Genomic DNA, 18,523 nt, shown 5'->3' on the forward strand with positions numbered 1-18,523 from the left:
GGTGCCGCCGCAGCCATAGCGGATGTATGTCCGCCGCCGCGACCTTCGATTTTGCAGGCCAGCAGTTTCAGATGCTGCCCGACCGGGCGCTGTTCTGGCCGCGCCACGGCGCGCTGATCGTCGCCGACCTGCATCTGGAGAAAGCAAGCTGGTACGCCGCGCTCGGCCAGCCGCTGCCGCCTTATGACAGCCATGACACGCTCGACCGGCTCGCCGCGCTCGCGGCCGAAACCGGCGCGCGCGCGATCTGGTGCCTCGGCGACAGTTTTCACGACCAGGGCGCGGCGGAGCGCATCGTCCCCGCGGTCGCCGATCGCCTGTTCGGGCAGGCGGCGTCGGCGAAGCTGCTGTGGATCGCGGGCAATCACGACGGGCTGACCGGCGGCGCGTGGGGCGGCGAGGTCGCCGACGAGCTGGTGATCGACGGCATCGTTTTTCGCCACCAAAGCATAGGCCGCGAAGCGCGGCCGGAAATTTCGGGGCATTTCCATCCCAAATTGCGGCTCAACATCCGCGGCCGTTCGGTATCCCGCCCCTGTTTCGCGGGCGATGGACAGCGCCTGATCCTTCCCGCTTTCGGTGCGCTGACGGGCGGGCTCGCGGTCGACGACGTGGTCATCGCTGCGAATTTTTCCGGTGCGTATGAGGCGATGCTGGTCGCGCGCGGCCGCCGGCTCTGCTTTCCTTGCCCCGGCCGGGCGGCCGATGACGCTACGGCAAGCCGCGCGGTTGCCACTCGCTAGGCCCTAAGCCCCGCCGAACAGGCGCTTTTCCGCCTGTGGCCAAAAAGCATCACCCCGTCAAAAACGACGCAAATACGTGCCCCCCGCTGGATCGGCCGCGCAATTGAGTTATGCTCCGACCGCAACAAAAATAAATAAATGTTGAGAGGAGTGCCCGATATGAAATCATCTTCCCTTCGTGCTGCCCGATTTATGCGCACCAGCGCGCTCGGCGTATCGCTTGCCATGGCAGCGTTCTCGGTTCCCGCCTTTGCGCAAGACGCGCCGGCCGACACCGCGACCGACGACAGCGACAACACCCCGATCATCGTCACCGCGCAGGGCCGCTCGCAGCTGCTCTCCGACGTGCCGGTCGCAATCTCGGCGGTCAGCGCCGAAACGCTGCAGAACAGCGGCGCGAACGACATTCGCCAGCTGAATCAGCTCGCGCCGTCGCTGCTCGTGTCGTCGACCGGCTCGGAAGCCAACGGCTCGGCGCGTATCCGCGGCATCGGCACCGTCGGCGACAACCCCGGCCTCGAAAGCTCGGTCCCCGTCTTCATCGACGGCGTCTACCGTTCGCGTTCGGGCATCGGGCTCAACGAGCTCGGCGAACTCGACCGAATCGAAGTCCAGCGCGGCCCGCAGGGCACGCTCGGCGGCCGCAACTCGTCGGCGGGCCTGATCAGCATCTATTCGAAAAAGCCCGATTTCAACTTCGGCGCCACGGGTGAGGTCACCTATGGCAATTATGATTATTGGCGTCTCGGCGGCAGCGTCACCGGCCCGCTCGGCGAAACGCTCGCGGCGCGCCTCGACGGCGTGTGGGTCAAGCGCGACGGTTTCTACAAGGACACCGCGAACAATCGCGACGTCAACAACCGCGACCGCTATTTCCTGCGCGGGCAATTGCTGTTCGAACCGACCGATGCGCTGTCGGTCCGCCTGATCGCCGACTATACCTCGCGCGACGAGGAATGCTGCGCGGCGACCTATGTCGGGCCGAGCGTCAACCAATATATCGGCAATCTCAACACGCCGAGCACCGTCGGCGCGGGTGCGACCCCGACGTCGAACAATATCATCAACGTGCTGCGCGACCTCGGCCAGTCGGTCGGTGCGTTCAACCAGGGTTACAGCCGCGACATTTCGGTCACCCCGGGCCGCAGCTTTGCCGGCAAGACGAAGGATTACGGCTTCTCGGGCCAGATCGACTATGATTTCGGCGGCGCGACGCTGACCTCGATCACCGCGTACCGCGAGTACCGGTCGAGCCAGGCGGGCGACGTCGATTACGGCACGGTCGACATCCTCTATCGCGCCCCCGACAAGGACGCCTATCGCCAGTTCCACACCTTCACGCAGGAACTGCGCCTGCAGGGCGAAGCGTTCGACGGCAAGCTCGACTGGCTCGTCGGCGGCTTCTATGCCGATGAAAAGCTGCGGGTGCGTGACAATCTGCGCTTCGGCAAAGACTATGGCCGGTTCGCGGCGTGCCGCCTGATCACGGGCACGGCGCTCTCGGGCCTCTATTCGCCGGCCAGCCCGTCGTGCATCATCCCGGGCGTCGGCCAGGCGACCCTGCTGGGCGCCTTCGGTCCCGCCGCCGGCCCCGATATCGTCGCGAGCCTCGCGGCGCTCGATGGGATCAGCGACAAGGGCAGCATCAACGACGTCTATCGCCAGAATGGCAAGAACTGGGCGCTGTTCACGCACAATATCTTCCACATCACCGACAAGCTCGATTTCACCTTCGGCGTCCGTTACACCAACGACAAGAAGAAGTTCTCGGCGACCTTCACCAACGACAACACCGCCTGTCAGGTGATCCAGGGCCGGTTGCTCGACGATCTGTCGAGCCCGAACGCCACCATCCGCGCCGTCGCGGGCGGCCTGATCGGCCTCGGCTGCCAGGGCAATTCGACCGCCGAGCTCAACAATGTGTCGATCAACGACAAACGGAGCGAGGACGAATGGACCGGCACCGCGATCCTGTCGTACAAGCCGGTCGACGACCTGATGGTCTATGCGAGCTATTCGCGCGGCTACAAGGCGGGCGGCTTCAACCTCGACCGCTCGGCGCTGAAATCGCCGATCCTGCCGTTCGCGGCGACCCCCGGCGGCGCGCAGGGGCTGGTCGGCAACCTGCAGTTCGACCCCGAAAAGGTCGACAGCTATGAACTCGGCGCCAAATATGCGACCGGTCCGTTCGGCCTCGGCCTGACCTTCTTCCGGTCGGACTTTTCGAGCTTCCAGCTCAACACGTTCAACGGCACCGTCTTCCTCGTCCAGAACGTCAATGGCTGCGACAGCGACCTGAACGGCGGCGACCGCGACCAGAGCAAGTTCACCGGTGCGCCGAACTTCAACGCCGCGGCGGCGACCACCGGCGCCTGTCCCAGCGACGACGTCAGCCATGGCGTCCGGTCGGAAGGCTTCGAACTCGAAGCCTCGCTCGTTCCGGCGCGCAGCTTCCGCATGACCGCCGGCCTGACCTATGCGAAGACCAAATATCGCGGTCAGCTGGTCGGCAATAATTCGGGCGCCCCGCTCGACCAGGCGCTGCGCCTGCTGCCGGGCAACAATCTGTCGAACGCGCCCGAACTGGTCGCGACCGGCAGCATCGCCTGGACGCCCGACATCGGCAGCAGCGGGCTGACCGGCCTCGTCTATGTCGACGGCCGCATGACCGGCGATTACAACACCGGTTCGGACCTGTTCCCGCAGAAGGAACAGAATGGCTATGCGCTGTTCAACGCGCGCATCGGCATTCGCGGCCCCGACGAGAAATGGGGAATCGAATTCTGGGGCCAGAATATCTTCAACAAGCAATATGCCCAGGTCGCGTTCAACTCGCCCTTCCAGGAAGGTGCGACGTCGGCGACCGCCGCCTTTGCCGACCCGCAATATCCGGGCGGCCGCCAGATCTTCTCGCAGTTCCTTGCCGAACCGAGGACCTATGGCGTGACGTTGCGCGGTAAGTTCTAAACACCAGCGAATGACAGACTATCGGGGGCGGGACACATGCTGTTCCGCCCCCTTTCTTTTGGCCGGACAAGTCAACCCGTCACATCTGACAGCTGTGACATAAATGCCGCGGCACGCCGGACAATGAGGTTACCGAACGGGGTTGCGCTGGCTTGGCGCGGCCCGGTCATGATAGGCTGCTGCACAAATAGAATATCGTGACGCTCTCCCGCGAAAAAACACCTGTGGAGGAGGGCCTGACCCATGAAAAACTGTTCCCGCCGTACCCGCCTGCTGCGTAGCAACGCCGCGGGCCTGCCGCTTGTCCTCGCCCTGTGGGCCGCGCCCGCCGCGGCGCAGGAAGCCGGCGCCGAGGCGAATGACGAAACGATCATCGTCACCGCGACGCGGCGCAGCGAGGCGCTGTCCGATGTCCCGATCGCGGTTTCGGCGGTCACCGGCGAGACGCTGGAAAAGACCGGCGCGACCGACGTGCGTGCGCTGGGACAGGTCGCGCCGTCGCTGCTCGTGTCGGGCGCGACGAGCGAGGTCAATTTCTCGGCGCGTATTCGCGGCATCGGCACGGTCGGCGAAAATCCCGGCCTCGAATCGTCGGTCGGCCTGTTCATCGACGGCGTCTATCGCAGCCGCACCGGAGTCGGCCTGTCCGAACTCGGCGACATCGAACGCGTCGAGGTGCTGCGCGGGCCGCAGGGCACCTTGTTCGGGCGCAACTCGACCGCGGGGCTGATCAACATCGTCACCAAAGGTCCCGAGCTCGGCCGCTTCGGCGCCAAGGGTTCGATATCCTATGGCAATTACGATTATTGGCGCGTCGACGGGATGATCAATGCGCCGCTGGGCGACAAGGTGGCGGCTCGTATCGACGGCGTCTGGCAGAAGCGCGACGGTTTCATCGACAATGCGACGGCGGGCGAACCCGACATCAACGACCGCGACCGCTGGCTGGCGCGCGGGCAATTGCTGTTCGAACCGAGCGAGACGCTGAAATTCCGCCTGATCGCCGATTACAGCAAGCGCAACGAAAATTGCTGCGGCGGCGTCCTGCTGAACCCCGTGCGCAACCTGACGCGCGGACCCGACGGCTTTCCCGTCGCATCGGCGAACACATTGCTGCCGATCCTCCAAGCCTTGGGCGCGAACCATCAGGTCCCGCCGGCGGGTACGCCCTTCGTCCGGCGGCAGTCGACGACGCCCGGAGTCACCTATCGCTCGGACACCAAGGACTGGGGTGTGTCGGGCGAGCTGAACTGGGAGCTTGGCGCGGCGACATTGACCTCGATCACCGCCTATCGCGATTACAAGAATGCGCAGGGGCAGGACGCCGACTTCAGCGCGCTCGACATACTGCGCCGCACCGACCTCGACCGCCGGTTCCGCCTGTTCACGCAGGAGGTCCGGTTGCAGGGCGAGGCGTTCGACGGGCGGCTCGACTGGCTGGTCGGCGGCTATTATGCGAACGAGAAACTCGATGTCGACGACGACATTGTTTACGGCAATAATTACGAGCAATTCGCCAACTGCCTGCTCTTCGCGAGCGCATTGCCCTCGGCGGTGCTGCCCTCGAACCCCTCGTGCGTGAACGTGCCCGTGGTGCAGGGGACGATCGCCGTCCTGCCCCCGGGTGCGACGCGCTCGCTGCTGCAGGCGCTGATCGCCAATCCCGCGCGCCCGGGCTTCGGCTCGCTCGCCGCGGCGCTCGGCCAGCCGGCGCTCGCGATCAACGGCACTGGCAATCAGGGATCGACCTTTGCGCAGCGCAGCCGCAACTTCGCGGTCTTTACGCACAACAGCTTCGATATCGTGCCCGACGTGCTGACCTTCACGATCGGCGCGCGCTACACGAGCGAGCGCAAGACCCTCGATGCCGACGCGAATTTCAACAATACGATCTGCCCGCTGATCGTCAATTCGCCCTTCCAGTCGCTCGCGACCTTGCCCTGCGTCATCAACAGCACCGCGCCCGACCTGCCGCGCGGCAGCGCGGGGACGAAGTTCAAGGACAATGAATGGACCGGAACCGCGGTGCTGAGCTGGAAACCCGCCCCCGAATGGCTCGTCTATGGATCGGCGTCGAAGGGATATAAAGCGGGCGGCTTCAACCTCGATTTCTCGGCGCTCGACCGGACATGCAACACGGCCTTCGACCCGGCCTGCGCGGCGCGGCTGGCGCTGCCCGCGAACACGAGCGGCAACGGCCGGCCCGAGGCGAGCGACCTGCAGTTCGCGAGCGAAAAGGTCGATGCCTATGAACTCGGCATCAAATGGGACGGCCCCGGGATCGACGTCAATGTCGCGGCTTTCTATCAGGAATATAGCAATTATCAGCTCAACACCTTCAACGGCGTCAATTTCGAGGTCACCAACATTCAGGCGTGCAAGGACGATCTGAACGGCGCCGATTCCGACGGGTTCGCGGCGACAGGCGCCTGCCCGTCCGACCGGCTGAAACCCGGCGTGCGGTCGAAGGGGATCGAGATCGAGGCATTCATGCGCCCCGCGCGTTATGTGTCGGTCAATATGGGGCTGACCTGGGTCGACACGCTCTATCGCCGCAATCTGGTGGGCACGGGCGGGCGGCCGCTGTCGCCGGTGCTGTTCCAGCTTCCCGGCCGCGGTGTGTCGAACGCGCCGCGCTATGTCGCGACCGCGGGGATCAGCTGGACGCCGCCGATCGGCAGTTCGGGGATGAGCGCGCTCGTCTATCTCGACACGCGCCTGCAAAGCGACACCAACACCGGCTCCGACCTCGACGTCGAAAAGATCCAGGACGGTTTCGCGATCTTCAACGGCCGCATCGGCCTCTATGGACCCGAGCGGCGCTGGGGCATCGAGCTGTGGGGCCAGAATCTGCTCAACAAGCGATATTACCAGATCGGCGCGGACATGCCGCTGCAAGGCGGCGGCACCTTCCGCGCCGTCGCGGCGCCCGCTTCATCGGGGCTGGCGGGCACCGCGAATCAGCTGTTCGTCGGCTTCCCCGGCGAACCGCGCACCTATGGCGTGACATTGCGCGGCCAGTTCTGACCGTCTCTCCCCCTCCCCGCTTTGGGGAGGGCGTAGGGAGGGCCTGCCGCGGCCGGGCACTGTCGCGTCAGGCCCTTTCCTTTTGGGTGATGTCCCAACGGTGGGAGCAGACGGCAAACTACCCCCGCGTCGTCATCCCGGACTTGATCCCGGATCCACGACGACGGCGCAGCTATGGATCCCGGATCAAGTCCGGGATGACGATGAAAGGAAGGGCGGCTCCGGTCGAAAGCTGCCTGAACCTACCGCGCCCGCGCGGCCTGGTGCGCGATGTCGGTCATCAGCTTGCGGAACAGCACGGCGCCCGCGGTGCCCGACGCCTTGAGCGCGCGTTCGCAGTCGAGCAAGCGGCTCATCAGCCGTGCGATGCGGACCGAATCCCAGATATGGAGCTGCGCGGTCACCGCGTCGCGCTCCTTCCAGAAAATACCGCTGGTGCGCGCCGATACCACGGTGGCCGGGTGCGCGCCGCCGTCGACCTCGGCGCGCAGGCGCGCAAGCGCCATCGCGCGGATCGCGAGCGCGCGGATGATGCGGATTTCGGCGACGCCGACCGCCGTCGCCTTGGCCAGCATCTCGGGCATTTCGCGTACCTTGCCGCCGAGCGCGACATTGATGCACTCGCTGACATCCTCCTCGTGCGTCGCGGCGCCGAGCGCGGCGATGTCGGCCGCGGTCACCTGCCGCTGGCGGTCGGGCCCCGCGTCGAGGTAGAGCGCGATCTTCTCGATCTCGCGCCGCATCAGCGCCTGGTCGCCCGAGACGAGGTCGACGAGCAATTGTGCCTCGGCATTGGCGAGCCGCAGCCCCTGTTCCTGCCCCGCCGTCATCGCGATGCCGACGAGCGCGCGGCGGTCGGGCTGGTAGCAGATCGCCGCAACGGCATGATCCGAGCCTTCGACGAGCTTGACGAGTTTCGACTTGGCGGTGACCGACGCGCCGGTCGCGATTACCGGGTTGATCGCGGTTTCGGCGGCGAGCAGCGCCTCGACCGCCGCAAGGCCGTCGTCGCCGCTGCCCGACAGTTCGACCCTGATCACGCGCGCGGACGAAAAGAGCGACATCGACGCGGCTTCGGCGGCGAGCAGCGACGGGTCCTGCGAGAGTTGCGATCCCGAAAGGTCGAGCCGTTCGGCATCCTTGCCCGCCAGCCCGATCAAATGGCTCGCGACGGCTTCCATCGTCGCTTCGTCGGGGCCGGTGAGGAGGGTGAAACGAACCGCGGGGTCGAGGCGCGAGAGGCGTTCGAGTTCGTTCGGTTTGACCGTCTTCATTGCCCGGCGGGCACAGCAGCCGGTTGTCCGCCGCCGCGGTTCGCAAAGACGGCGAGGCGCGCGACGATCTGGTCGGCGACCGCCGAGGACAGCCGTTCGAGCGCCGAGGATTCGGCGGCGATCGTCGCATATTCGCTGCCGACGACGTCGATCCCCGCGTCGGAGAACGCCGTCGCGTCGAGCAACACTTCGCCGGTCGCCGCGTCGACGAGCTGGTAGCGTGCGCGCAGTGTCCGCCGCTCGCGCGTTACCGTATCGTCGGCGCGGACGCCGAAGCCGGTGATCGAATCCTCGAGTCGAACGTCGAGGCGGAGGCGCTTGCCCGCACCCGCGCCGCCCTGCGTCGCCTGCAGCCGGTCGCGGAGCGCGTTGCGGACGAGCCAGCCGTTATGTCCCTCGATCGCCGCGACGTCGACGTCGGCGAGCACCTGCGCCACCGCCCCCTTGCTGCCGTTCGCGTAGAGCGGGCGGAGCCCGCAGCCGCCGACAAGCAGCGAAGCAGCGACGAGGCAAGAGGTCAGGAGATTACGCATCAGGGAACGATATTCACCAAACGGTCGGGGACCACAATGACCTTCTTCGGCGCGGCGCCGGCGAGCAGCTCGACGATGCGCGGGCGCGCGAGCGCCGCGGCTTCCACTGCATCCTTGTCGAGACCTTTGGCGAGCGTCATCGTATCGCGCAGCTTACCCGCCATCTGGATGGCAATTGTCACCTCGTCATCGACGAGCAGTGCCGGATCGGCGGCGGGCCATGCGGCATCGGCGATCATCGCGGTCGTGCGCTGGCCGGCGGGAAGCGCGGACCATGCCTCTTCGGCGAGGTGCGGCAGCATCGGTGCGACGAGCAGGATGAGGGTGCGGCACGCCTCGGCGCGGGTCGCCGAGGGCTTGGCCTTCTCGATTTCGTTCGCGAGCGCGTGGACCTTGGCGACGGCCTTGTTGAAGCCAAGCGATTCGATGTCGGCGGCGACGCCGGCAATCGCCTGATGCAGCTTGCGCGCAAGGCCCAGGTCTTCGGCACCGTCACCGACATTTTCGGTGTCGCCGAAGATCCGCCACAAGCGCTGGACGAAGCGCCATGCGCCCTCGATGCCCGCCTCGCTCCACGGCAGGTCGCGTTCGGGCGGGCTGTCCGACAGCATGAACCAGCGCGCGGCATCGGCGCCATACTGGTCGAGGATGGCGTCGGGATCGACGACATTCTTTTTCGATTTCGACATCTTGATCACGCGGCCGACGTCGACCGAATAGCCGTCGGCGGTGAGCGTCGCGCCGTCGGGACGACGCTCGATCTCCTCGGGGGTGAAGTAGAGCGGCGGCAGACCTTCGCCCTGCACGCGGCTGTAGGTTTCGTGCGTCACCATGCCCTGCGTGAAAAGGCTCGCGAAGGGCTCGGCGATGTCGATCATGCCCATATGCTTGAGCGCGCGCGTCCAGAAGCGCGCATAAAGCAGGTGAAGGATCGCATGCTCGATACCGCCGATATATTGGTCGACGGGCAGCCAGCGGCGGATCACCTCGGGATCGAACGGCTTGTCCGACGGCGAGCTCGCGAAACGCAGGAAATACCAGGACGAATCGACGAAGGTGTCGAGCGTGTCGGTTTCGCGCACCGCGTCACCGCCGCAGCCGGGGCAATGGACATGTTTCCACGTCGGATGGCGATCCAAAGGATTGCCCGGGACCGAGAAATCGACATCCTCGGGCAGGATGACGGGAAGCTGGTCCTTGGGCACCGGCACGGTGCCGCACGCATGGCAGTGGATGAAGGGGATCGGCGTGCCCCAGTAGCGCTGGCGCGAGACGCCCCAGTCGCGGAGGCGCCACACGGTCGTGCCCTTGCCCCAGCCCTCATGCTCGGCGCGCGTGATGACGGCGGCCTTCGCCTCGTCGATCGTCATGCCGTCGAGGAAGTGGCTGTTCACGAGCTTTCCGGGGCCGGTGTAGGCTTCGGTTCCGGTGAAATGCTGCGCGGTCTCGTCGCCATCGGCGATCACGCGATGGACCTGCAGCTCATATTTATGCGCGAAGTCGAGGTCGCGCTGGTCGTGCGCCGGGCAACCGAAGATCGCGCCGGTGCCATAGTCCATCAGCACATAGTTCACGACCCAGACGGGCAGGTGCCAGTTCGCATCGAGCGGGTGCTCGACCGCGATGCCGGTGTCGAATCCCATCTTCTCGGCGGTGTCGATCTGTTCGGCGGCGGTGCCCTGGCGGCGACAGTCCTCGATGAACGCCGCGAGCTCGGGCGAATCTTTCGCCAGCCGCTCGGCGAGCGGATGGTCGGGCGAGATCGCCGCGAAGCTTGCGCCGTAAAGCGTGTCGGGGCGCGTCGTGAAGACGTCGAAACCGGGCGCGCCGCCAGCGAGCTTGAAGCTGAACTCCAGCCCCTGCGACTTGCCGATCCAGTTTTCCTGCATCAGCCGCACCTTGTCGGGCCAGCTGTCGAGTGCGCCCAGCCCTTCGAGCAGTTCGTCGGCGAAGTCGGTGATCTTCAAAAACCACTGCGACAGCTTTTTCTTCTCGACGAGTGCGCCCGAGCGCCAGCCGCGGCCGTCGATCACCTGCTCGTTCGCGAGCACGGTCATGTCGACGGGGTCCCAGTTCACATAGCTGTGCTTGCGCGTGACGAGCCCCGCGGCAAACAGGTCGAGGAACAAGGCCTGTTCCTGCCCGTAATAATCGGGCTCGCACGTCGCGAGCTCGCGGCTCCAGTCGATCGCGAGGCCGAGGCGCTTCAGCTGCGCGCGCATCGACGCGATATTGTCGCGCGTCCAGCCGCCGGGGTGGACGCCCTTTTCCATCGCGGCGTTCTCCGCGGGCATGCCGAACGCGTCCCAGCCCATCGGGTGGAGCACGTCGTGCCCCGTCATCCGCTTGAAGCGCGCGAGGACATCACCCATCGCATAGTTGCGGACGTGACCCATATGGATGCGCCCCGACGGATAGGGGAACATCTCTAGGATATAGGCCTTGGGCCGATCTTCGCTATCGGTCGTGGCAAAGCTGTTCGCCGCCTCCCACGCCTTTTGCCAGCGGGCGTCGGCGGCGAGGGCGCCAAAGCGCGGTTCGCGGGTCATTCGTCGGTTACCCCGTTAGTCTGTGTGGGCAGGCGCGGAAAGCGCGCCGCCGGATTAGTCCCTGATGGCCGAGCGACGCAGGTCGCGGGCGCGGGTGAGGATGATTTCCTCGAGCTTCTGCACCGTCGCCGCCTGTACCGGTGCGTCGACCCAGCTGCCGCCCTGCGCGACCTGGCGCGAGGCCGCGATGCGCAGCGCGTCGGCGCGCAGATCCTGGTCGAGGATCGAGACGGTAACCTTCATCCGCTCGCCCGGGTTCGCCGGGTTCGCATACCAGTCGGTGATCACGACGCCGCCGGCCGAATCGGCCTGGAGCAGCGGCATGAACGACAGCGCGTCGAGCGAGGCGCGCCACAAATAGCTGTTGACGCCAATCGTCGTCACCTGGCTGGCGGCGAGATCGGCGCGCGGCCGTTCCTTGTTCGCGCAGGCCGAAAGACCAAGCGCCGCGAGCCCAAGCAGCGCGAGCGCGGCCGGACGGCGACCGAGCGTGGCAAGGACGGAAAGCTGGGACATGCGGGTACACCTTATCTCTTGAGCCCGTCCGACGTGGAAAATCGGCCGCGCGGAACGATATTGCCAGCGTCTCTATCGCCCTTGTCGCCGCCCCGCAAGCGCGGCAATTTCGGCTTTGCCGCGGTTCAGATTCTGGTCAGATTCGAAATGCACTGTGACGATCCCGCAACAATTTTGGCAAAAATCGGAATCGTTGCAACAATTTGACGGGATTCACTGGCAATGTTGGCCCGGGAGTCCTATCTGAAGAATCGATTGGGGTTGGAGTCGCAGGGCAATGGCGCGGACATCGCGACATTTTTGGAAAGGAAGCCTCACCGCTTTGGCGGTGGTTTCGCTTGCGCTTCCGCCAGCGCTCGCCGCGATGTCGAGCAGCGACCGCATCCGCGACACCAATCTTTCGGAAACCCTGCTTGGCCAGTTCACCCCAGCATCGGGCGATGAGCGGCTGATCGCACGCTATAACAAAATGTCGGCCGAACAGCGCGGCAGCTTCAGCTTCACCCCCGCGCTTCCCGACGACGGGCGCAAGAATCGCGCGATCACTGTCGTGATTCGCGCCCGCGACGACGCGTCGAGCGCCGCGCGCACCTCTGCACTGGCTGCGGGCCGGACCGCGCCGATTGCGATTACTCCGGTCGCCTATAATCTCGGCGCCTCGGTCGGATTCGAGAAATTCGTCACGCCGGCGCTGCCGCGCGGCACCGACCTTCGCAACCTGCCGGTCGCGAAGGCCCCGGAACAGGACGAGAAAAAGTCGCGCTTCGCCACGCGTATGGTCAACCGCCCAAGCGACCCAAGCGGGGCAACCGATCGCGTCACCGCTCCTGGCGAAGCGTCGGCCGTCGATGTCGTCAGCAGCTATCGCCTGACCAAGAACATCGACGTCACCGCGGGCGTTCGGTACAAGAGCGACGACCGCATCGAACCGCTGACCGATACGCGCCGCGACAGCCAGGCGGTCTATGTCGGAACCGCGTTCCGCTTCTAAATCTGCATCGCTATTTGGATCAGGGCGGCCTGCAAATGGCGACCTTCCGCGCTTCCGGTGCTCACGCACATTAAGTGCGCTGCGCGCCGGGGTCACGGAACGCCGTCATTTTCGACTCACCCAGACCCAAATATCGACGCAGATTGCCGTCGGCGCTTTGTCGCCTTTTCTTCCCGCCTATCCGCCCAGGCATCGATCGCCGCCCAGCCGGGCCTGATTCCGCTTGCGCGGCTTAGCGCGCGCGCGCGCGCCGCCGTCATTCCGCCGAGCGCTATCGGCCGTGCGTCCGATAGCCGCGCGAGCCGCAGCCACATCGCGCGCCCGAGCACCGCTGCGCCGGGATGCGACCGCGTCGGATGGAGCGGCGAGATGAAGACGGCGCCGGCGCCGGCCTTGNGCGGCGCGCCTCGCGCGCACCATGGACGGGCATCGTCAGCAACAGGCCGAGCCGATGCGCCTGCCCCGCCCGCTTTACATCGCGCTGGCGAAGGTGGACGCCGTCGGCGCCCCAGCGGCGCGCCGTCGCGGGCTGTCCAGCGAGCAGTACCGTAAGCCCGCGCGCGCGTGCGGTGCGCATCAACCGCCGCAGCAGGCGCCAGCGCGCACCGGGTGCCATATTGTCGTGGCGAAGGACGATGCCGCTGCCGGGCGGAAGCAGCGCCGCGAGTTCGGCGATACCAGCCGCGGTCCGCTCGTCGCTGAACAGCCATGCGTTCGGCAATGCGTTTGGCGATTTGGGGGACAGGGGGTGGCGCGGGCGCATCGCCCTTTCTATAGGCGCGTCGCGAGCGCGCGCAACGCGCGGGATGGAAGCGAGACGATGAGCGAAGCAGCAGACCGGCTGGCCGAGGTAAATGCCAATATCGCGGGCGCGGCAAAGCGCGCGCAGCGGCGGACCGATGATATCTGCCTGATCGCCGTGTCGAAGACCCACGACGCGGGCGCGATCCGCCCGCTGATCGCCGCGGGCCAGCGCCACTTCGGCGAGAATCGCGTGCAGGAAGCCGCGGCGAAATGGCCCGAACTGCGCGCCGAAACCCCCGATGTCGTGCTCCACCTGATCGGCCAGTTGCAGTCGAACAAGGCCGAGGAAGCGGTGGCGCTGTTCGATGCGATCCACTCGCTCGATCGCAGCTCGCTGGTACAGGCCATCGCGAAGGCGTGCCAAAAGGCAGGCAAGCAGCCGCAACTGTTCGTCCAGGTCAATATCGGCGACGAGGAGCAGAAGGGCGGCTGCGCGACCCGCGACCTGCCGGCGCTGCTGGCCGAAGCGCAGCACGCCGGGCTGACGATCGACGGCCTGATGGCGATCCCCCCCGCCGAGATCGAGCCCGCCCCCTTTTTCGCGCTGCTCGACGAACTCGCCGAACGCCATGGGCTGACGGGGCGTTCGATGGGGATGAGCGGCGATTACGAAACCGCGGTGATGCTGGGCGCGACGCATGTGCGCGTCGGGACGGCGCTGTTCGGGTCGCGAAGCTGAACCAGTGAATGCCAATTTCGGTGCCGCGATGTTGCCACGGCGCTCCTGACGTTTTAGCTTGTCTTCGATGAAGTCCGCACCGTGTACCGCCTGCATGGGGTTCCCGCGCCACTGACGCGAGGAACGACGAAGGCGCACCGCCCGGTCGCGCCTGTTGATGAATATCATCTTCATCCTTCGTTGGCCGACAGGCCATCGACACCGCAGGTGTTCACAATGGACAATTTTTTCGAAAGCCCCTTCAAGGGGATAACGCTCGACAAACAAGTTACGCAGCCGAATATTCGGGTCGGTCGCTTCAGCTATTATTCGGGCTATTATCACGGACACAGCTTCGACGACTGCGCCCGCTTCATCCTTCCCGACGAGGGTGCCGACAAGCTGATCATCGGCAGCTTCTGCTCGATCGGGTCGGGCGCCGCCTTCATCATGGCGGGCAATCAGGGGCACCGGAACGACTGGATCAGCACCTTTCCCTTTTTCTGGATGCCCGAGGTTCCGGCGTTCGGCGGTGCCGGGAACGGCTTTCTCCCGGCAGGCGATACCGTAATCGGCCACGATGTCTGGATCGGTTCGGAAGCGATCGTGATGCCGGGCATCCGGATCGGCGACGGCGCCGTCATTGGCACACGGGCGGTCGTGACCCGCGACGTTGCCCCCTACACAATCGTCGGCGGGAATCCGGCAGCCCCGATTCGCAAGCGCTTCGCCGATGGCGACATCGCGGCGTTGCTGGACATGCAATGGTGGCATTGGCCCGATGAACGACTGCGCGAGGCGATGCCGCACTTATGCAGCAGCGATATCGCCGGCCTGCGCGAGTTGTGGAGCGGCTGGCAATCGCGTTGATCCGGGGGGGGGGGGAAGCGACGGTTCGCTTTCCACCTCGCCCTATTGATATTCGACCGTAACCGGGACGCGCCCGCGATAGTCGCCGTCGTCGAGCCCGGCGATCTGTAGCCGGCCGCCGAAGCGGAACTGAAGCCGGCCGTCGGCGCCGAGACGCGGCGCGGCCGATAGGTCGGTGACGAGGCCGGTGACGCGCGCGGTGCGGCCGTGGCTGCTTTCGAGGTCGACGCTTGCGGGAAGGATCACGCGCACCTCGGCCCCCGGTTCGCCGCGCACGGTGACGGTGCCGGTCAGCGCGAAGCCGCCGAGATCGACGACATCGCCGCGCACGCGGCGGACGCCCGAGGCGGGATCGATTTCGATCTCGCCCCCCATCGCGCCGACCGCGACGCGGCCCATGTCGAGCCGGGTTTCGACATCGACGCGCAGCGGCACCTCGGCCTTGCGCGCCGCGATTCCCGCCGCTCTGTCCTGCGCGCAGAGCATGCATTGCGCCGCTGCGGCAGGTGCGGCGCCGAACAACAGGCCCAAGCCAAGGAAAAGACGCAGTTTCACATCTTCCCCTTGCCACAGCATGGTTAATCCCGGGTAAAATGGCGCAGCACCTTATCCGCTGGCCAGCGCCGCGCTTTTGGGTCAAACCCGCGCCATGAGCAGCCCTCCGCCCGTCCGGCTCAACGCCCTCGCCACCGCGGTGCCGGGGCACGACATCCATCAGTCGTTCATCGACTGGGCGACGCCGCGCCTCGCCGACCCGCGCATGCGAGCGCTCTTTGCGCGGATGGCGGCGCGATCGGGGATCGACCACCGCTGGTCGGTGCTGCCGCCGACTGCCGACGGCGGATCGCCCGTCGGCGCGGGCGGATTTTACGACGTCCCCGGCCTGCCGCCGACTTCGGCGCGGATGGCGGCCTATGCAGAATATGCCCCCGACCTCGCGATGCAGGCGATCGCGGCGCTCGGCGACGCGCTCGACCCGGCGCGCGTCACGCATATCGTCGTCGCGAGTTGCACCGGCTTCGTCGCGCCGGGGATCGATCAGATCATCGCGCAGCGGCTGGGCCTGCCCGCGACGGTCGAGCGCGTGCTGATCGGCTTCATGGGCTGCTACGCCGGGGTCACCGCGCTGCGCACCGCGCGGCATATCGTGCGGTCCGAACCCGGCGCCGTCGTGCTGGTGGTCAGCGTCGAGCTGTCGAGCCTGCACCTGTCGGCCGCCGACGAGGCCGAACCCCTGCTGATGATGCTGCAGTTCAGCGACGGCGCGGCGGCAGGGATCGTGTCGGCCGCGCCGCACGGGCTTGAGCTCGGCGAAGGGCGCAGCCTCGCGCTCGCGGACAGCGCAGACCTGATCCGCTGGGACATCGGCGACAAGGGGTTCGAGATGCAGCTATCGGGCGAAGTGCCCGGGCGGCTGCGCGAAACATTGGCGAGGCCCGATGTGCAGCGCACACTGTTCGGCGCGGCCGGTCCGCCGCCCCTGCTCGCGGTCCATGCCGGGGGGCGCTCGGTACTCGACGCGGTCGAGCATGCGCTCGGCGTCGATCCGGACACCCTCGCCGACAGCCGCGCGGTGCTCGCGCGTTTCGGCAATATGTCGTCGGCGACGATCTTGTTCGTACTCGCCGACATGATGGCGCGCGGCGCGGCGGGCGAGGGGGTCGCGATCGCATTCGGCCCCGGGCTCGCCGCCGAAGCGATCGGCTTCACCGCGCCATGAACCCCTTCGCCAGCCTTCGTGTCCCGATCGTCCGCGAGGAGGAGATGGACGCCGCCGAGCTGCCGCCCGAACGCTATGCGCGCGTGCTTGCCGACCTGTCGCGGATCAACGGTCTGACGATGGCGCCGCGCCCGACGCTGAACTTTCTCGATCGGGTGCGTGCGCGCGGCGTTGGCGACCGGCCGTGGCGCATTCTCGACGTCGGGTTCGGCGCGGGCGACATGCTCGCGCGGATCGCACGCTGGGGCGAGAAACGCGGGGTCGCGCTCGACCTGGTCGGCGTCGACCTCAATCGCAAGAGCGAGGCGGTGGCGGCGATGCGGCTGGGTACGCGGGCGCGGCTGATCACCGGCGATTATCGCGCGCTCGCGGGGCAGGGGTGGGACATCATCCTCTCCAGCCTCGTCACCCACCATATGACGCCCGCGCAGCGCACCGAATTCCTCCGCTTCATGGAAGGCGAGGCGGCGCGCGGCTGGCTGGTCAACGACCTCCACCGTCGGCGCCTGCCCTTTGCGGGCTATCCCTTGCTCGCGACTCTCGCTCTCGTCGATCCGATCGTGCGGCGCGACGGACAGCTATCGGTCGGGCGCAGCTTTCGCCGCGCCGAATGGCGGGCGATGCTGGCCGAAGCCTTGCCCGAGGCGGCAAGCGAATGCCGGATCTTCCGCAGCTTTCCGTACCGGCTTTGCGTCGAGCGTATCCGGTGAGCGATGCGATCGTCGTCGGCGCCGGCCCCGCCGGGTCGGCCGCGGCGATCGGGCTGGCGCGCAGCGGTGCCACGACACTGCTACTCGAACGCACGCGCGAAACGGGCGACGCGCTGTGCGGCGGTTTCCTGAGCTGGCAGACGTTGCAGCGGCTCGATGCGCTCGGGATCGAGCGCGCGGCGCTCGGCGGGCAGGCGGTTCGCCGCGTGCGCCTGTTCGCGGGCCAGCGGCAGAGCGAGACCGCGCTGCCCGGCGAGGCGATGGGGGTGTCGCGCCGCCGGCTCGACGGCGCTTTGCAAGCGGCAGCAGTGGCGGCGGGCGCCGGCCTCGAACGCGGCATCCATGCGACGGCGCTCGAAGGCGGCACGGTGCAGACGCGCGACGGTGCGATGCTGGCCGCATCGTCGATCTTCCTCGCCGCGGGCAAGCACGGGTTTCGCGGCTTTCCGCGCGAGCCCGCCGAATGGCAGCGCGCCGACCCCGCGATCGGATTGCGCCTCCGCCTTCCCGCGCATCCCGCGCTCGATAGGCTGATTGGCGATGCGGTCGAACTCCACCTGTTCGATCGCGGCTATGCCGGACTGGTGCGGCAGGAGGATGGCAGCGGCAACCTGTGCCTCGCGGTGCACAAGTCGCGGCTCGATGACGCGGGGGGCGATCCGGCGGCACTGCTGCGCATGCTGGGCGACACGCTTCCGCATCTCGGCGAACGGTTGGCGCATGCCGACTGGTCGCGCGCCGTCGATGCGATCGGGCATGTCCCTTATGGCTGGCGCGCACGCGATACGGCGCCGGGGTTGTTCCGGCTCGGCGATCAGGCCGGGGTAATCCCCAGCCTTGCAGGCGAGGGCATGGGACTCGCGCTAGCGAGCGCCGAGGCGGCGGTGGCGGCGTGGCGTCACGGCGGCGGCAATGCGGCGCCCACATATCAGAAGCGCCTCGCGATGAGGATGACGCGCCCCTTCGCACTCGCCAATCTCATCTGGCGAATGGGCGAAAATCGGCACACAGCGGGAGCCATGACGAGCATGGCGTCACTTTTTCCGGCGTTGGTGCGAATGATGTCAGAGGCGACGCGGATCGAGCCCCGCTAACGGCTCACCCCGCTCCCTCTTGCGATAGTGCGGCGCCGCGCCGATATTGGTGCCAACAGCGATGGGA

General features: G+C 66.8%; 15 protein-coding genes. 9 read left to right on the forward strand and 6 right to left on the reverse strand.

The genetic code is table 11. The features are described from left to right. Positions 1-26: 26 nt before the first annotated feature. The 3 genes from pdeM to ACTJI5_RS06235 all read left to right on the forward strand — a co-directional run bounded on the left by pdeM (position 27) and on the right by ACTJI5_RS06235 (position 6,737). On the forward strand, positions 27-743 hold the full coding sequence (gene pdeM, locus ACTJI5_RS06225) for a ligase-associated DNA damage response endonuclease PdeM (RefSeq protein ID WP_440859724.1): 717 nt from the start codon (positions 27-29) through the stop codon (positions 741-743). Positions 744-902: 159 nt separating this feature from the next. After that, positions 903-3,710 carry a TonB-dependent receptor gene (locus ACTJI5_RS06230; protein ID WP_440859725.1) on the forward strand — a complete coding sequence of 936 codons (2,808 nt, stop codon included), beginning with the start codon at positions 903-905 and terminating at the stop codon, positions 3,708-3,710. Positions 3,711-3,953: 243 nt separating this feature from the next. Then, positions 3,954-6,737 (forward strand): TonB-dependent receptor, encoded by a 2,784-nt coding sequence (locus ACTJI5_RS06235; protein ID WP_440859726.1) that lies wholly within the window; start codon positions 3,954-3,956, stop codon positions 6,735-6,737. A gap of 242 nt (positions 6,738-6,979) precedes the next feature. Here the strand turns inward: ACTJI5_RS06235 and holA are convergent, their stop codons facing one another. From holA to ACTJI5_RS06255, 4 genes are read right to left on the reverse strand one after another with little or no spacing between them, the layout of a single operon-like run. Beyond that, positions 6,980-8,011 carry a DNA polymerase III subunit delta gene (gene holA / locus ACTJI5_RS06240; protein ID WP_058539520.1) on the reverse strand — a complete coding sequence of 344 codons (1,032 nt, stop codon included), beginning with the start codon at positions 8,009-8,011 and terminating at the stop codon, positions 6,980-6,982. After that, a complete protein-coding gene (gene lptE / locus ACTJI5_RS06245; protein ID WP_440859727.1) occupies positions 8,008-8,544 on the reverse strand; it encodes an LPS assembly lipoprotein LptE in 537 nt (178 codons plus the stop codon). The genes holA and lptE overlap by 4 nt, the downstream gene beginning before the upstream one ends. Next, positions 8,544-11,093 (reverse strand): leucine--tRNA ligase, encoded by a 2,550-nt coding sequence (leuS, locus tag ACTJI5_RS06250; protein ID WP_440859728.1) that lies wholly within the window; start codon positions 11,091-11,093, stop codon positions 8,544-8,546. Before leuS ends, lptE begins: the two co-directional genes overlap by 1 nt. Before the next feature lie 54 nt (positions 11,094-11,147). Continuing rightward, entirely contained in the window at positions 11,148-11,609 is a 462-nt protein-coding gene (locus tag ACTJI5_RS06255) for a DUF3576 domain-containing protein (protein ID WP_056373063.1), read from the reverse strand. Positions 11,610-11,937: 328 nt separating this feature from the next. Here ACTJI5_RS06255 and ACTJI5_RS06260 point away from each other — a divergent pair, with 328 nt between their 5' ends. Next, complete coding sequence (locus ACTJI5_RS06260; protein ID WP_231732727.1) at positions 11,938-12,600, forward strand: hypothetical protein; 663 nt, start codon at positions 11,938-11,940, stop codon at positions 12,598-12,600. A gap of 271 nt (positions 12,601-12,871) precedes the next feature. Here the strand turns inward: ACTJI5_RS06260 and ACTJI5_RS06265 are convergent, their stop codons facing one another. Next, positions 12,872-13,363: a thiamine phosphate synthase gene (locus ACTJI5_RS06265; protein WP_440859729.1), complete on the reverse strand. Its 492-nt coding sequence runs from the start codon at positions 13,361-13,363 to the stop codon at positions 12,872-12,874. Between the two features lie 57 nt (positions 13,364-13,420). On the opposite strand from ACTJI5_RS06265, the gene ACTJI5_RS06270 reads away from it, so the two are divergent. Both ACTJI5_RS06270 and catB read left to right on the forward strand, forming a co-directional pair. After that, positions 13,421-14,083 (forward strand): YggS family pyridoxal phosphate-dependent enzyme, encoded by a 663-nt coding sequence (locus ACTJI5_RS06270; protein WP_440859730.1) that lies wholly within the window; start codon positions 13,421-13,423, stop codon positions 14,081-14,083. Between the two features lie 216 nt (positions 14,084-14,299). Next, entirely contained in the window at positions 14,300-14,932 is a 633-nt protein-coding gene (catB, locus tag ACTJI5_RS06275) for a type B chloramphenicol O-acetyltransferase (RefSeq protein WP_440859731.1), read from the forward strand. A gap of 42 nt (positions 14,933-14,974) precedes the next feature. Here catB and ACTJI5_RS06280 read toward each other — a convergent pair whose 3' ends face one another. Next, positions 14,975-15,487: a DUF4402 domain-containing protein gene (locus tag ACTJI5_RS06280; RefSeq protein WP_440859732.1), complete on the reverse strand. Its 513-nt coding sequence runs from the start codon at positions 15,485-15,487 to the stop codon at positions 14,975-14,977. A gap of 94 nt (positions 15,488-15,581) precedes the next feature. Between ACTJI5_RS06280 and ACTJI5_RS06285 the strand changes: the two genes are divergently transcribed. The 3 genes from ACTJI5_RS06285 to ACTJI5_RS06295 are packed head-to-tail and all read left to right on the forward strand — an operon-like array spanning position 15,582 to position 18,456. Beyond that, a complete protein-coding gene (locus ACTJI5_RS06285) occupies positions 15,582-16,652 on the forward strand; it encodes a type III polyketide synthase (RefSeq protein ID WP_058539527.1) in 1,071 nt (356 codons plus the stop codon). Beyond that, positions 16,649-17,362: a methyltransferase domain-containing protein gene (locus ACTJI5_RS06290; RefSeq protein WP_440859733.1), complete on the forward strand. Its 714-nt coding sequence runs from the start codon at positions 16,649-16,651 to the stop codon at positions 17,360-17,362. Before ACTJI5_RS06285 ends, ACTJI5_RS06290 begins: the two co-directional genes overlap by 4 nt. Beyond that, a complete protein-coding gene (locus ACTJI5_RS06295) occupies positions 17,359-18,456 on the forward strand; it encodes an NAD(P)/FAD-dependent oxidoreductase (RefSeq protein WP_440859734.1) in 1,098 nt (365 codons plus the stop codon). Before ACTJI5_RS06290 ends, ACTJI5_RS06295 begins: the two co-directional genes overlap by 4 nt. Positions 18,457-18,523 lie beyond the last annotated feature (67 nt).

This window comes from Sphingopyxis sp. 22461 (assembly GCF_052044915.1).
Taxonomy (GTDB): domain Bacteria; phylum Pseudomonadota; class Alphaproteobacteria; order Sphingomonadales; family Sphingomonadaceae; genus Sphingopyxis.